Origin of the sequence: Rhodohalobacter sp. (genome assembly GCF_034521535.1) — a bacterium.
Classification (GTDB): domain Bacteria; phylum Bacteroidota; class Rhodothermia; order Balneolales; family Balneolaceae; genus Rhodohalobacter.
In genome coordinates this window covers 737632-751979 of sequence record NZ_JAXHMF010000002.1, presented here as the reverse complement: position 1 = coordinate 751979, position 14348 = coordinate 737632, and the positions used below count along the sequence as shown (strand labels likewise).

General features: G+C 42.5%; 15 protein-coding genes and 1 tRNA gene. 9 read left to right on the top strand and 7 right to left on the bottom strand.

Annotation, left to right across the window (positions count from 1 at the left end; translation table 11 throughout):
* Window positions 1-2: 2 nt before the first annotated feature.
* The 4 genes from U5K35_RS05635 to U5K35_RS05620 form a co-directional block, all read right to left on the bottom strand.
* Window positions 3-512: an NAD(P)/FAD-dependent oxidoreductase gene (locus tag U5K35_RS05635; protein ID WP_322570491.1), complete on the bottom strand. Its 510-nt coding sequence runs from the start codon at window positions 510-512 to the stop codon at window positions 3-5.
* A gap of 4 nt (window positions 513-516) precedes the next feature.
* Entirely contained in the window at window positions 517-1422 is a 906-nt protein-coding gene (gene hslO / locus U5K35_RS05630) for an Hsp33 family molecular chaperone HslO (RefSeq protein ID WP_322570490.1), read from the bottom strand.
* Window positions 1423-1499: 77 nt separating this feature from the next.
* Window positions 1500-2324 carry a DUF6159 family protein gene (locus U5K35_RS05625; RefSeq protein WP_322570489.1) on the bottom strand — a complete coding sequence of 275 codons (825 nt, stop codon included), beginning with the start codon at window positions 2322-2324 and terminating at the stop codon, window positions 1500-1502.
* Window positions 2325-2442: 118 nt separating this feature from the next.
* A complete protein-coding gene (locus U5K35_RS05620) occupies window positions 2443-3615 on the bottom strand; it encodes a Glu/Leu/Phe/Val dehydrogenase (RefSeq protein ID WP_322570488.1) in 1173 nt (390 codons plus the stop codon).
* Window positions 3616-3951: 336 nt separating this feature from the next.
* Here U5K35_RS05620 and recJ point away from each other — a divergent pair, with 336 nt between their 5' ends.
* Together recJ and U5K35_RS05610 are read left to right on the top strand one after the other, a co-directional pair.
* Window positions 3952-5664 (top strand): single-stranded-DNA-specific exonuclease RecJ, encoded by a 1713-nt coding sequence (gene recJ, locus U5K35_RS05615; RefSeq protein WP_322570487.1) that lies wholly within the window; start codon window positions 3952-3954, stop codon window positions 5662-5664.
* A gap of 83 nt (window positions 5665-5747) precedes the next feature.
* A tRNA-Phe gene (locus U5K35_RS05610) sits at window positions 5748-5820 on the top strand.
* A 578-nt stretch (window positions 5821-6398) separates the two neighbouring features.
* Here the strand turns inward: U5K35_RS05610 and U5K35_RS05605 are convergent.
* Both U5K35_RS05605 and U5K35_RS05600 read right to left on the bottom strand, forming a co-directional pair.
* Window positions 6399-7076, bottom strand: a complete 678-nt coding sequence (locus U5K35_RS05605; protein WP_322570486.1) for a hypothetical protein — start codon at window positions 7074-7076, stop codon at window positions 6399-6401.
* The gene (locus U5K35_RS05600; RefSeq protein WP_322570485.1) at window positions 7073-7573 is read right to left on the bottom strand and encodes a hypothetical protein; all 501 of its coding nucleotides are present in this window, start codon (window positions 7571-7573) and stop codon (window positions 7073-7075) included. The genes U5K35_RS05605 and U5K35_RS05600 overlap by 4 nt, the downstream gene beginning before the upstream one ends.
* Before the next feature lie 199 nt (window positions 7574-7772).
* On the opposite strand from U5K35_RS05600, the gene U5K35_RS05595 reads away from it, so the two are divergent.
* From U5K35_RS05595 to U5K35_RS05570, 6 genes are all read left to right on the top strand, one after another.
* Entirely contained in the window at window positions 7773-8015 is a 243-nt protein-coding gene (locus tag U5K35_RS05595; protein WP_322570484.1) for a hypothetical protein, read from the top strand.
* A 70-nt stretch (window positions 8016-8085) separates the two neighbouring features.
* A complete protein-coding gene (locus U5K35_RS05590; protein WP_322570483.1) occupies window positions 8086-8280 on the top strand; it encodes a DUF2281 domain-containing protein in 195 nt (64 codons plus the stop codon).
* Window positions 8265-8597: a type II toxin-antitoxin system PemK/MazF family toxin gene (locus tag U5K35_RS05585; protein WP_322570482.1), complete on the top strand. Its 333-nt coding sequence runs from the start codon at window positions 8265-8267 to the stop codon at window positions 8595-8597. Before U5K35_RS05590 ends, U5K35_RS05585 begins: the two co-directional genes overlap by 16 nt.
* Before the next feature lie 361 nt (window positions 8598-8958).
* Window positions 8959-10185 (top strand): glycine betaine/L-proline ABC transporter ATP-binding protein, encoded by a 1227-nt coding sequence (locus U5K35_RS05580; RefSeq protein ID WP_322570481.1) that lies wholly within the window; start codon window positions 8959-8961, stop codon window positions 10183-10185.
* Window positions 10186-10190: 5 nt separating this feature from the next.
* Window positions 10191-11015, top strand: a complete 825-nt coding sequence (locus U5K35_RS05575) for a proline/glycine betaine ABC transporter permease (protein WP_322570480.1) — start codon at window positions 10191-10193, stop codon at window positions 11013-11015.
* A gap of 65 nt (window positions 11016-11080) precedes the next feature.
* A complete protein-coding gene (locus tag U5K35_RS05570; RefSeq protein ID WP_322570479.1) occupies window positions 11081-11977 on the top strand; it encodes a glycine betaine ABC transporter substrate-binding protein in 897 nt (298 codons plus the stop codon).
* A gap of 357 nt (window positions 11978-12334) precedes the next feature.
* Here the strand turns inward: U5K35_RS05570 and U5K35_RS05565 are convergent, their stop codons facing one another.
* Window positions 12335-13156: an alpha/beta hydrolase gene (locus U5K35_RS05565; protein ID WP_322570478.1), complete on the bottom strand. Its 822-nt coding sequence runs from the start codon at window positions 13154-13156 to the stop codon at window positions 12335-12337.
* Window positions 13157-13482: 326 nt separating this feature from the next.
* On the opposite strand from U5K35_RS05565, the gene U5K35_RS05560 reads away from it, so the two are divergent.
* On the top strand, window positions 13483-13902 hold the full coding sequence (locus tag U5K35_RS05560; RefSeq protein WP_322570477.1) for a response regulator: 420 nt from the start codon (window positions 13483-13485) through the stop codon (window positions 13900-13902).
* Window positions 13903-14348 lie beyond the last annotated feature (446 nt).

The window sequence follows — 14348 nt, the reverse complement described above, 5'->3', positions numbered from 1 at the left end:
TTCTACTCCGGTTGGTCCGGCGCCGATGACAGCATATGTGAGATATTTTTTCCGAACTTGGGGTCATCAAGCTTATCGGCTTCTTCTAAAGAGGTCAGAATGCGCTCACGGACGGAGAGCGCGTTTTTTAACGTCTTCAACCCGGGAGCGTGACTTTTCCAGCGTTCGTTTCCAAAATAGTTGTAGATGGCACCCGGGGCGAGTATGAGATAGTCGAATTTTATAGAACTGTCATCGGCAAGATGAATACGGTTGTTGGTTTTATCTATGGAGACGACCTCACCTAAAACGGTTCTTACATTTTTATCATTGCCAAAGATAGCGCGAATGGGTACCGCTATGTCTCCGGGTGAGAGAGCGGCAGTGGCTACCTGGTAGAGAAGAGGCTGGAAAAGATGATGATTCCGTTTGTCTACAAGAGTAATATTGCAGTTGGATTTGCGGAGTGCTTTTGCAACAGAGATGCCGCCGAAGCCTCCGCCTACAATTACAATCTCGGATCGATTTTTCACTTATTTAATTCATTTTCGCCTTCGCGTTTTTAGCCATCTCTGAAATCTCTTCTTCGGAAATTTCCACTTTCGAGCCGCAGTAGTTGCAAACAACTTCCTGGCTCTCTCCCTGCATCTCTTTCAGCTCTTCGTAACCGAGCATCGAAAGTGCATTTTTAAATTTTTTGGGCGAACAGCGGCAGAAAAAATGAACCGGTTGGCGATCCAGCTCTTTTACAGAAAATGGCTTCGTTGCCACTTCCATAATGTCGTCGATGTAATAATCGTTCTCGAAAAGCTCTCCAAGCGGAGGTAATTTTGTAAGTGTCTCCTGAAGTTTTTCAACGGTCTCTTCATCAGCTTCAGGAAGTCGCTGCAGAAGAACTCCGCCAGCATGATTTACGGAACCGTCATCATTCAGGCTCACATCCAGTAAAAAAGCAGAGAGCACCTGTTCGGACTGTGCCATATAATGAGCGATATCAGAATTGATGTCCCCGTTTACCAGTGCAATTGAGCTACGACGCGGATCTGCCTCATTGTAAAGTGTTTTGGTAACTGTTAGCACTCCATTCCCCAAACCGTCGGAGATTGTAGTATCCGGATTGCTATAGTCCAACTCTATAGATGGATTTGAAGAGTAACCGCGAACTTCTCCCACACGATTGGCTTCGGCGGTTAACATTCCGACCGGACCGTCACCGTCAATTCGTATCTGAATTCGCTCCTCACCCTTCAGTTCGGAAGCGAGAAGCATGGCCGAGGTAAGAGTTTTACCCAGCAGAATTGTGTTAAGCAGTGAAAGGTTGTGATTTTTCTGAGCAGTTCGGACAACATCGGTTGTTTTAACTACACTGATTTTAAACTGTCCGTTTGGGTCGATTCCCTTGATTAAACGATCTTTGAATTTGAACTTCTTTTTGAGTGACATACAAATATTGGTTGAATAAAAAATTGGAGTAATTCAATGGCAGTGCAATAAACGATCTGTCAGGATCGGTTATTATCCTATCTGACGGCCTGGTCAATTTGTGTTTTTGAGAATGAGCCGGGTAGCCTGTCTTCACGCACATAAAGATACAGAGTTGCCATGAAAATTGATTGAAGAATCCATTGAAAAACACCGAGAATCAGCCCAAAGAGGATAAGCACCGCAAATCCGATAAATATGAAGATCTCACCAAGCATAAACAGGGGGATGGTGATAGCTGCTGCACCGATTAATAAAATCGCAAAAATCAATCCGAAGCTGAAGTGACCAATCAGCTGCTCGCCCCACGACTTTTTTAACATACCGGCCGACTCTTTGAGCGATTCAATGGGCCCCTTTCTTTCAATAACCAGAACCGGAAGTACGAGAAAACTGGTAACCGTCCAGCTTAGCCCAATCAAACCTGCAACAATTTTACCGATAAAATCAGATTGATTTTCGATCGTGTTGATGATAATTCCCACAGTAGCTGCGATGGCAGTCCAACCCAGAAGATGTGCCAGCCGGTTTCTTAATTCATTAAAAACTTCTCCGAATGTAGGCTCCTCACCCCGGATATGTTTAATAGCATACAGAATTGCACCCGAATTAAAGAAAATAATGATGAAGTAGTTCAGGTAGTAGAACATAAAAAGAGTGAAAAACATCATCGTATCGGAGAGTGATTCAAATATACCGATAGAACTGAGCCCGCCCGTAAACAGAAGGGGTATTACAAATGTAAATCCAACTAATAGGGTGCAAACTCCGGAAAAAACAGGGAAGAGCAACATTCTTTTATCTTCAAGAAGAATGGTTAGTGAACTCTTCATGAGTGACCAGGTAGCAGAAAATCGATTCATGATAAAGTCAGATAGGTTTGAGTTGAAGGAGTTGTTTAATCTTACTTATTGCCATAAAAAAAGCAACCCGATTTTCACCGGGCTGCTCAGTTGAATAGTCAGGGTCGTGTGCTGATAATTATGCTCTGTCTCTCAGATACTGCTCGCCTTTTCGTTTTGAAAAATGACTTTTTGAAGAGTAGATCGTACCGACTTTTCCAACAGATTCAATTCTCTTTTTAGCTAGAGCATTGGATGCTGCTATAGTCGGGATGTTCTTTTCATCGGCGTAATCAAAAATTTCCAGGACGGTATCGTATATTCTGGATGTTTTACTCATTGCCAGATGCTCGTTATACCCTTCCAGTTCGCTGGCAACATTGATTAATCCGCCCGCATTAATTACATAATCAGGAGCATAAAGAATTCCTTTTTTGATCAGTTCATTCCCATGTTTCTCTTCATTGTCCAGGATATTGTTGGCTCCACCGGCTATTATATCACACTTCAGGTAGTCGATGGTGTCATCGTTCACTATACCGCCTAAAGCGCAGGGGCTAAAAATGTCCACATCAAGTGTATAGATGTCGTCCGGTTTTACAACTTCAGCGCCGGTTGCCTCAGCAAGCTGTTTCGCTTTCTCTTCAAAAATGTCTGTGATGAAGAGTTCTGCATTCTCTTTACTGATGTAGTGCGCAAGATGAGATGCAACCGATCCGGCTCCCTGAATAGCAACTCGTTTCCCCTCAAGTGAATCACTGCCGTAGGCTCGTTTAGCCGAAGCCTTCATACCCATGTAGACCCCGTACCCTGTTACAGGCGATGGATTTCCGCTTCCACCCATCTCTTTCGGGATGCCGGTTACAAATTTTGTTTCTGAGAATATCCACTCCATATCTTTCTCGGTCATGCCCACATCTTCGGCTGTGATATAGCGCCCGCCGAGTCCGTCAACAAAACGCCCAAATGCACGAAACAGGGCTTCTGTTTTTTGAGTTTGTGCATCACCGATAATGACGGCTTTACCGCCACCGAGGTTTAATCCCGAAATAGCTGATTTATAACTCATGCCGCGAGATAGCCGGAGCACATCGCGAATGGCCTCTGCTTCAGACTTGTAATCCCACATTCGGGTTCCGCCAAGAGCCGGCCCCAGTGTTGTGTCGTGAATTGCGATAATTGCTTTTAACCCAACTTCAGGGCGTGAGCAAAAAACGATTTGCTCGTGCTCAAGGTCGTTTAAGTCACTAAATAGCTGAAAATCTTCGTTGATTTCGCTCTCTTTGTCAATCATATTTTCTAATTCATTCATAACTGAAAAGTTTAATTTTTTATCGTGTACCATCCGATTGGAACCGCTTCCAAATTAGGGATTTTATCTGAGAATTGACAGGAAACAACATCTGATATTATAAATTTGCCATTTCACAGAGGGCACAAAATTTGGATAATTTACGAACAGGTTATGAAGAAAGATTCAGGATTTAATTCGAAAACCTGTGATTGATTTAATCTCATATTCTCCTCTCCTTTTGTTATAATGGAATATTACGTTTTTGTTAAGGTTATTACAGTGTAAGACGCTGTTTGGCATTGCCGGGGTGACACTCCTCTGCCTATTAAATGAGAATAAAACAGGAAACAAATCATGGCATATCGATGGGTTTATACGCAACCTGAAAGGGAAGAGTCTGTCCAGAATTTACAAGAAGAACTTAATGTGCCCGAAGAGATCGCTCAGTTACTGGCGATTCGCGGCATTGAGAGTTTTGAGAAAGCAAAGTTGTTTTTCCGGCCGGAAGAACAGAAGCTGCACGATCCTTTTCTGATGAAAGACATGGAAGCAGGTGCTTCCCGCCTGGCTGAGGCGATCTGCAATCATCAAAAAGTGCTTATCTATGGAGATTATGATGTTGACGGCACAACCGCTGTAAGCATACTCTATACGTTTCTCAAAAGCTTTGGGATTGATGTAAGCTACTATATTCCACACCGTTTTAAGGAGGGATACGGAATCAATCCGGATGGAATCCGTCACGCCATTGAAATTGAGGCCGATCTCATTGTTTCTGTTGACTGCGGCATAACCGCATTTGAAGAGGCAAAAGTTGCGAAGGAGAACGGCATCGACCTGATTATTTGTGATCACCATACAGTAGCCGACGGGATTCCGGACGCGGTAGCTGTTTTGGACCCGAAACGACCGGATTGCAACTACCCTTTCGATGGTCTTTCAGGGGCCGGAGTTGGTTTTAAACTGGTACAGGGCACGGTGGAAAAACTTGGATTATCTAAAGAGATCACCAATCAGTTCCTGGATTTAGTTGCTATCTCAATTGCATCCGACATCGTGCCAATTGTTGATGAAAATCGCTATTTGATGCGGAGAGGTCTTCAGTTAATCAATACCGAACCACGGGTAGGGATTAAGGCGTTGCTGAATAAGATTAAAATAACTCCCGGAACAGTTACCACTTCCACGATCGTATTTTCGATCGGACCTAGAATAAATGCTGCCGGGCGAATGGGTGATGCAACTGCAGCTGTAGAGTTGATGATTTCTGAAGATGCCACCCGCGCTTCAAAATATGCCAAAGAGCTGGAGTCTATCAATATCAGGCGACGATCCACGGACAGCGAAACGATGGAGCAAGCCGTAAACATGCTGGAAAATAACTACAATGTTGAGAATCTGTCCACCATGGTGCTGCATGATCCCGAGTGGCATTTGGGTGTTATTGGAATTGTAGCTTCTCGTCTGGTTGATGCCTACTACCGGCCAACCATTATGCTCAGTACGGTGGAGGGAAAGATCAAAGGTTCGGCTCGATCCATCAAAGGGTTTAATATTTACAATGCATTGAAGAAGTGCGAAGATCTTCTGGAGCAGTTCGGCGGACACGAGTTTGCTGCCGGCCTGACCATGGATGCCGGGAACCTGGACGAGTTCAGGGAACGAATGAACTCCATTGGGTTTCAGAAACTCTCGGATAACGATTTTTTACCGGAACTGGAGATCGACTCTGACCTGGATCTGGAAAGAGTCGGCCCAAAATTCTGGAAGCTTCTATCTCAGTTTGAGCCGTTTGGCCCCGGGAATATGCGTCCGGTTTTTGTTTCGAAGGATGTATGTATTGAAGGCGTACCCAGTATAGTGGGGAACGGGCATTTGAAATTTAAGGTGAAGCAGAACGGTTCGGCGGTAATAGACGCGATTGGCTTTAACATGCACGAATACCTGCCGATGCTGCGAAAATGCGATGCCGGAAAAATGGATGTTGCCTACGTGCTTGAGGAGAATTTTTGGAACGGAAAGCGAACCATTCAGATGCGGTTGAAGGATATTAAAGTGCGCAACTAGGCCCGGTTAAAAATAATTCCGGAAAATAGACAATCGGTTTTGAGTAAAGGTTTAAAAGCCCTTATATTTGGAGTCTTCGAAGAGGGACTGTAGCTCAGTCGGTAGAGCAACGGACTGAAAATCCGTGTGTCGGCGGTTCGATTCCGCCCGGTCCCACACTCGAGTAAAGCCAGGTTATTGCCAGTCAATAGCTTGGCTTTTTTTGTTGTAAACAAGGGTGCAATTAAATACCATTCTCGAACCGGACTACACTCTTCTTCTTTTTCTCAATTTTGTGCTCGAAACGGACTCAATATCGCATTTCAATTGATATCTATTGAAACTTTTCCTTTTTTCGGTTTCGGGCTTTACAGTTAGGATTTAACGAAAGCCAAGTTAGCTTATGAATCCAATTTTTTCGATCGTAAAAATCCGGAAATTTATTCGAATAGATAATCGATCCACTCATCAAGTATCCTGTCAAACTTAATATGAAACTCAGAATTATACTTTATTTTAGTTGACCCAATACGGTTTGAAGACTTGTTGAATTGTAATTTACTTGATTCGGTAGATATCAGCCAAGAAGACAGTAGGAATGCTACGTTTAAATATGATATGGGCATGCTTTCCTTTTCGTTTTGCTCCAGGATGTACTCCATCTTTAAGCACAGACAGACAATGAGATGGATTTTTGAAAAGAATATAAGTGGCGCTAAAAAACAGAATTTAAGAGAGATTGTTGGTCTTTATAATCATGCCTGAATAAAGGTCTGGACTCTTTCCTTGAGCAGGTCGATATTTTGCCTGTCAACTCCACTTAAATGGCTTAGAATTATTTCACCTGCATACTTTTGGTTTAGCAGATCACTAAACTGATTCTTCAGATAAACATTAACATCGCTTTGTTTTGAACTAATCTGATTCAAGGCGTTGTGGTTGATCAGTGTTACGATGTCTTCCATATCCTTGCTGGTACGCCAATCTTGTTTGCCGCGCCCCCTAACAGCCTCCCATTTTGTGGCCAGATAATAGTCGATCGTAAATCGAGGGATGTCTATTTCACCGGTTAGAGAAATCCATTCTTTATTATTTAAACCTTCTTCATACCATCTGTTTGAAAACCCTAAGATCTCACTATCGGTTGGCATTACGTCGAGCAAGATATGTTTGTCCGTATACCTGCAAATAACTGTACTCTCTCTGTCGGGATAAAATCCCAAGTCTTTTAATCTCTTATTAAGCTTCTCAAGCTTACCGTAATGAGCAAGCTTTATAACAACGTCAAGGTCGTAAGTAACTCGTATAACAGAGTCAAAGCCTTTTGGTAAGTAGGTTGGAAGAATTCCTCCACCAACAAAAGCGATCTCCTCAAGTAATGGTTTTAATGTCTTTGCTGCTTCAATGAGAATGTTTTCTGAGACTGGCTTCATATATCGAGCTCTTGCTTCAATAGGTCTAAGGCTACTTCTATTTCACGAGCATTTTGGTTCATTCGCAAAGTGTCAACTAATGAAACGATGCGATAAAGAGCCTTCCACTCAATACATACTTTAGGCAGCTTTGAATACAACGGAAGAAGTGAAACACCGTTCATTTCCCCTCCGGGCAAAGGCCAAACATATTCAATAGACGAGTTTAACTCATTTGCTAAAGGTTCGGCAGATATAGCTGTAGGGATGCCTCTTTCCAGTGTTCCCGGAATTGCCGGAAACGTATACTTTAGTCCGTGCTGAATAAACTCTATAAGATTGAGCTTTTGCACACGTCTCTTCTCTGGCCCTATGAGGCCAACCTGCATTGATCTATGCAATGACTCACTGATTTCAGATTGGCTCAGTTTTAATTGATGAGCAAGGTCCTTCATATACCAGTCCTCCTCTTCCTGAAGAAGAATTGCACAGAGTATGACCAAGTCGTGCGGCCTCATGCCGGTGTGTTGTTTCATTTTTTGATTTAAAATACTAATGAATTTTCAATTTGCAAATCGCGAATCGCGATACGCGAATTAAGTGTGATTCTTAACTCGTCATGGGGTGTGTCGGCGTTTCGATTCCGCCCGATCCCACACTCGAGTAAAGCCAGGTTATTGCCAGTCAATAGCTTGGCTTTTTTTGTTGTAAACAAGGGTGCAATTAAATTTACTGTTTGCCCCATGCACTTCTTCATTTTTCAAGAAGTCCTCTGTTTCTACAGATCAGTTCTATCAAGCCTTAAAATATCCTGAGGGCAAAAAAGGAAAGATTTATCATTCTGAAGAATTGATAGAAAAGGGAGCTGAAGGCCTAAGCTTTTTTAAACATTTTGTTAAAGACATCAACAAAATTTGTCGTGAAGCTGTTAAACTTGGATATACTATTTTAGAAGCATAATAGAATGACAAGTAGCATTCAACACGCAATTTTCGTTATTTAAAGGTATCCGAACACAAAATAAATCAGTATGAGTAATAGAGATTTATTAATTAAAGAGATCAAAGAACTTTCTGATGATAAGCTGCAGGAAGTAATAGATTTTGTGCAATTTCTAAAATCTAAACAGCGTGGTGAAGAATTGGGAATAACCCTTGTTAGTGAATCTTCACTTGCCACAGACTGGAATAAACCCGAAGAGGATGAGGCGTGGAGCGATTTGTAAAAGGAGATGTGGTGGTTGTTCCCTTTCCGTTTTCTGATCTTTCTCGCTCTAAACGCCGCCCGGCACTCGTAGTTCAAAATTTTGAAGGCGATGATTTATTATTAGCCCAAATTACAAGCAAATTGATTCGGGATGAATTTGCAGTAAAGCTTTTCGAAACTGATTTTAAAAGCGGCAAATTGAACAAACAAAGTAATATTCGGCCGAACAAACTATTTACTTGCTCCAAAAATCTAATTCTCTACAAAATTGGTAACATTAAAGAAGAAAAAATGAAATCTATTACCGAATCTATAAAACTTCTTCTTGATAATTAGCCCCATCCAGTGTCGAACTATCACTTCCGGCAATTCGTTTGTATAAGTGATTGAGGTTTAATTACTTATATATCGCCAAGAAGGGATGGTGTGTTCAAGGTGCTTAATTCAATGTTTTATTCTTCTTCCCTCGCCTTTTGCCGGGCTTATTAATCGATAGATATATAAGCGTAACCAATTGAAAATTCGCGGTTAGACAAAATTGTAAAATGCTTTATCAGACGAAAAAGCTGTTTGTATGTTTTGTCAGAACAGAATTCGATCTGTTAGAATCTATACCCGTCCTGATCTCAATCCCGTGCACAACAATCACCGGAATAGTGAATTATTCTGAAATTTAACTTTGAATAACGAATCAGAAATGGCAGAGATTACAGTAAAAAATCTTTTTAAAATCTTTGGTAAAAATCCCAAAAAGGCTCTTCCTCTCATAGAAGAGGGAAAGTCTAAAGATGAAATTCTTGACGAAACAGGTAATACGATTGGCGTAAATAATGCCAGTTTTGAGGTTAAGGAAAAAGAGATGTTCGTAATCATGGGGCTTTCCGGAAGTGGGAAATCTACCGTGCTTCGCTGCTTGAACCGACTTATCGAACCTACCAAGGGGACCATCATCATTGGAGATGAAGATGTTACGAAAGTTAGCAAGGAGCGCTTGTTGGAAATGCGCCGAAAAAAAATGTCGATGGTGTTTCAGAATTTTGGGCTTTTCCCGCATCGAACTGTGGCAAATAATGTGGAATACGGACTGGAGATTAGTGGAATGCCCAAAGAGGAACGTAGCAAAAAGGCTTACGAAGCGTTGGAAAAAGTAGGCTTACAAGGTTACGAAGAACAAAAACCGAGTGAGCTCAGCGGCGGAATGCAGCAGCGTGTTGGACTGGCAAGGGCATTGGCAAACGATCCGGAAATACTGCTCATGGACGAGGCATTCAGCGCTTTGGATCCACTTATTCGCGCCGATATGCAGGACGAACTGCTCGAGCTTCAGGCTGAAGTAAATAAAACCGTTGTATTTATTACACACGATCTGGATGAGGCCCTGAAAATTGGCGATCGGATAGCCATCATGAAGGATGGTTACGTGGTGCAGGTGGGAACTCCGGAAGAAATTCTGACAAATCCTGCCAATGATTATGTGAAAGCATTTGTGCAAAATGTAGATCGAACGAAGATTATTACGGCAAACGCCATTATGCGGAAGGCACCGACTATACAGGCTTCGAAAGACGGTCCTTCAGTTGCAATACGCAAAATGGAAAAGACCGGTGTTTCAACAACCTATGTGGTTGATGAGAAAAGAAATTTGAAAGGAATTGTGACCATTGATGATGCCGTTGAACTGAAGGAAAATGACGGGAAAGACCTGTCGGATATTATCAATGCCGATATTGAGGTGGCAGGGCCTGATACACCGATAAACGCCCTATTAACCAAATCTATTCAATCCAAATACCCGATTGCCGTCATAAATGAAGACGGAAAATTGCTGGGTATTGTAGATAGAGCCACAATTCTTGCTGAACTGAATGAGAATGGCTCTGTCCAATCAGAAGAAAATGAGAATAAATATCAATTGAGTAACTAAGAACTATGTTTGATATACCTGTTGGAAGTTTTTTTGAATTTTTAATTAACTGGCTGACGGACAACCTGGGTGGTTTTTTTGACCTGGTTACCATTACCGTCAAGGCTTTTTTAGTGGGAATTGAGAATGTATTGTTGTTTCCACATCCAATTATAATGACGGTTATTCTGGCCGGTATTGCCTGGTATGTATCCGGCAAGGGAGTTGGAATATTCACCGTTTTGGGACTGATCGTTATTGAAGGAATGAATATGTGGGACGGCACCATGGAAACCCTGGCTTTGATCATAACGGCTGTTTTCATTGCATTGCTAATTGGAATACCCACCGGGATATGGGCCTCGAAAAGTACGACCGTGGAAAATGTGGTCAGGCCGGTCCTGGATTTCATGCAGACCATGCCGGCTTTTGTCTATTTGATTCCCGCGGTACTGTTTTTCGGACTGGGTGAGGTTCCGGGGATTATTGCAACATTGATTTTTGCTATGCCACCTGCGGTACGGCTGACCAATCTTGGAATTCGTCAGGTTCCGGAAGAGATCAAAGAGGCAGCTCTCGCTTTTGGTTCCGATTCGAAACAGATGTTATTCAAAGTGGAACTGCCGGTAGCACTGCCTACAATTCTTGCGGGAGTGAATCAAACCATTATGCTTGCGCTCTCCATGGTGGTGATTGCCGCGTTGATTGGCGCGGGCGGTTTAGGCCAGCCGGTGGTAACGGGTCTTCAGCAGCTTGATATTGGGCTCGGATTTGAAGGCGGTTTGGCCATTGTTATTCTGGCAGTATACCTGGATAGGGTAACTCAATCTCTGGGTGCTGCAACACAGTAATTATTTAAGCGAAAAGTATAAAGCAATACGAACAGAACAAGAACACTAAGCAAACAGATAAAATCATGGTATCAAACAGTAGAATATTGAATATGTTATCGAAGCTGGGCGTTTTTGTCCTGGCGATAGGGCTTATCACAGGATGTGCCCAAGAGCAAAATGAAAAATCAGCGGATCTTGTCTATGTAAACTGGGCGGAAGGGATTGCTTATACCAATCTTGCCAAAGTGGTATTGGAAGATAAAATGGGTTACGAAGTTGAGATTACTTCAGCGGATGTTGGCCCGGCTTACACTGCCATTGCACAGGGCGACTCGGATGCATTCATGGAAACATGGCTGCCTGTTCTTCATGCCGATTATTACGATCAGTTTAAGGACGACATTGTAGATCTTGGCGTAGTGTACGAAGGTACGCAAAGTGGATTAGTCGTTCCCGAATACGTTGAAATTGACAGTATATCACAACTGAATAGCGTACGGGATCAATTTGACGGAGAAATCACCGGAATTGATGCAGGTGCCGGAGTGATGAAGACCACCAAAAATGTGATCGAAGAGTATAACCTGGACTATGAACTCGTTCAGTCGAGCGGACCGGCCATGACGTCTGCTCTGCAACGCGCTTATGAAGATGAAGAGTGGATTGTAGTTACAGGATGGAAGCCGCATTGGAAATTTGGTCGTTTCGACCTGAAATTCCTTGAACAGGATGAAGACAAGGAACTATGGGGAACCGGACAAATTCATATCATGGGTCGAAAAGATCTCTCAATGGATAAGCCGGAACTGGCCAACTTTCTCGCAAATATGGAGCTCACAGATGCTGAGCTGGCTGACCTGATGGTTACGATTAATGAATCTGATGAGGATAATGAAGTAGTTGCCAGACAATGGATGCAGGATAATGAGGACGTAATTATGGACTGGATACCTGCCGACGCGCAGCAAGGAGAAATGTAACTTTTAGTTTCAAATCTTTAGATAAGGGAAATGCGTTAACTCGTGTTTCCCTTTTTTTATTTAAAATTTGAGTTCGACATAAGAATCTTTAATGAAATGCTCCAAAAGTCCCCTCCTTTTTCAAGGAGGGGTATTTAAAGGGTGGTTGCAAATATTAAACCGCTACTTCAGTAATTTTTTGCTTATCGAATATAAAAGTTCTGTAACCAGGCCCGAGGATTCGACTTCGATACGAAGTGTATTTACTCATGAATTTAAACAATACGAAATACTTCAGGTCGCTTCGTCGGAGCCAATCCAATGGAAATATGAGCTGAACTTCATGATTAACTGACTTTCTATGAATAAGATTATGAGTTATTTATCTCCAAAAAACTCAATCAGTGCATCTCTGTAAACTTCTGAATCAGGAAGGTCGTTGTGGTTGCCGTTTGGAATTTTTACCAAACGTTTTATATCGGAAGACGATTTTTCGTGAAGCTCCTCCGCCATTCCAAAAGGAGTGATTTCATCCTGTTCACCCCCGATAATTAAAAGAGGTTCGATAATTCGTTTTACAGGTTCAATATTGTTCTGGGCTTTAATTGAATCATCAATATCAAAACTTACGAAGGGGCGCAGCAATCCGGGAACAAGACGTTTTGTCCAGCTGTCAACATCTGTGATGGGGCTCTCCAGGATGTAGCCGGCAACATCTTCATTGTCTGCAATGTAAGCGGCCAGAAAAGAGCCCATCGAATGACCATGAACGTAGATGGGGCCCGATTCAACAGGGAGATCGTTTTTGGCCAGGTTGTAGGCTGCTCTTACATCTGTTTTTACACCATCTACAGTTGGTTCTCCACTGCTGCGTCCATATCCACGATAGTCGATCATCAGCAGGTGGACAGGTACATCAGCGTATGCATCAATGAGTGGACGCGATTTCATCATTAAGAATCCATTTCCGCCGTAGTAGATTACGGTTTTGTCGGCGCCCTCGCGCTCCAAAAACCAGGCGTCAAGTGTTTCGCCATCCACCGTTTCAATATTCAGGTCATGGAGTGTGTAACTGTGTATGGGAAACTGATCAGCTGAAATGGTGACATGAGGGTCAAAGGCGTCTGACTCAGATATCTCAATGGTTGTGCAGCCACCGAGAAGTACGAATAAAAGCGAAATTAAAATTTTGTTTTTCATATGCAGTTAAACAGAAGTTTATGGGATGGCATTCGATTGTGGATCAATTAACTGTGCCATGATTTATAAAAAATCTTTCGTTGACTGTCCTTAGGGCAGGTTTTAGTGTGATTAAGCCCCTAGGGGTAAGCAAGTTCGATGATGTGATCATCAATACGTTTCTATTGTAACCTCAGGTGCACCAGATCAACCGGGGTAAAATATTGCGGTACTATTTTCATTACCTGCATGAATCAACATAGAGTCCGGCCATCTGAATATTAAGATTTTTTAATATTATATAAATTTAATATATTGATTCAGTAGTAAATCAATTCAGCTCGGTCATGAAAAAAAATATGTCAAAAGGTTCAGTTATAGTAGTGGAAGACGATATGCTGCTTTCACTGGTTGAATCCAGGATTATAGAAAAACTGGGTTATACGGTGATAGGCAAGGCTCAGTCAGGCAAACAGGCCATCGATATGGCAAGGCAGTTAAAGCCTGATGTAATAGTGATGGATATCTCACTGAAAGGAGGAATGAGCGGTTTGGACGCAAGTGAAGAGATTCGGCGTTTTTCTGATATACCGATTATTTTTCTATCCGGAAGTGCCGAAAGTGATCTGATTAAAAGCGCCAAGAAGTTAGGTAATGCCGACTATCTCGTTAAACCAATCAAAGCGGATGATATGTTAAACCCGTTGAAAAAAGCTGTGAAAAAAGGTGGAGCAAAGTCTGCCAAGGTGTTTAGTCAGGCAAGCTGATTTAGGTTGGTTTTGGGATAAAATAACTGATGAAAAATTCTCCCCTAATAAGGGGCTCCGAGCGACAGAGACACGTGAAACGAAAGTAAGAGGAGTGTCAAAGGGATTTTCATGAACATCCCCCTCAATCCCCCTTTGTTAAGCTACCGAGTGTACACAAATTTATTTTAGATCATGACCTAAGTAAATTTTAGATAGTTTTCCGGAGATTCCTCCACTTCAATCCGAAAAACACGGATTTACGGTCGGAATGACAGGCTTCACATGGGAAAAGGCAGCGGGCAGCTCTCAACCTTTTATCCATATACAGCTTTCTGCGCCGAGGCTACAAAGGACAGGCCCGCTGCTGCTTTACCCAGTGCCATGTCGTCCCGACTAAGAAGCCTGTCTGCCGAAGCTTTAGCAAAGGCAGGCGTAGCGAACGCATGGAGGGATCTCAATGAAAA

Coding starts and splice junctions, on each gene's coding strand:
- U5K35_RS05590 (WP_322570483.1), top strand. CDS start 8,086: ATGAGTAATAGAGATTTATTAATTAAAGAGATCAAAGAACTTTCTGAT.
- U5K35_RS05580 (WP_322570481.1), top strand. CDS start 8,959: ATGGCAGAGATTACAGTAAAAAATCTTTTTAAAATCTTTGGTAAAAAT.
- U5K35_RS05565 (WP_322570478.1), bottom strand. CDS start 13,156: ATGAAAAACAAAATTTTAATTTCGCTTTTATTCGTACTTCTCGGTGGC.
- U5K35_RS05605 (WP_322570486.1), bottom strand. CDS start 7,076: ATGAAGCCAGTCTCAGAAAACATTCTCATTGAAGCAGCAAAGACATTA.
- recJ (WP_322570487.1), top strand. CDS start 3,952: ATGGCATATCGATGGGTTTATACGCAACCTGAAAGGGAAGAGTCTGTC.
- U5K35_RS05620 (WP_322570488.1), bottom strand. CDS start 3,615: ATGAATGAATTAGAAAATATGATTGACAAAGAGAGCGAAATCAACGAA.
- U5K35_RS05560 (WP_322570477.1), top strand. CDS start 13,483: ATGAAAAAAAATATGTCAAAAGGTTCAGTTATAGTAGTGGAAGACGAT.
- U5K35_RS05570 (WP_322570479.1), top strand. CDS start 11,081: ATGGTATCAAACAGTAGAATATTGAATATGTTATCGAAGCTGGGCGTT.
- U5K35_RS05575 (WP_322570480.1), top strand. CDS start 10,191: ATGTTTGATATACCTGTTGGAAGTTTTTTTGAATTTTTAATTAACTGG.
- U5K35_RS05625 (WP_322570489.1), bottom strand. CDS start 2,324: ATGAATCGATTTTCTGCTACCTGGTCACTCATGAAGAGTTCACTAACC.
- U5K35_RS05600 (WP_322570485.1), bottom strand. CDS start 7,573: ATGAGGCCGCACGACTTGGTCATACTCTGTGCAATTCTTCTTCAGGAA.
- hslO (WP_322570490.1), bottom strand. CDS start 1,422: ATGTCACTCAAAAAGAAGTTCAAATTCAAAGATCGTTTAATCAAGGGA.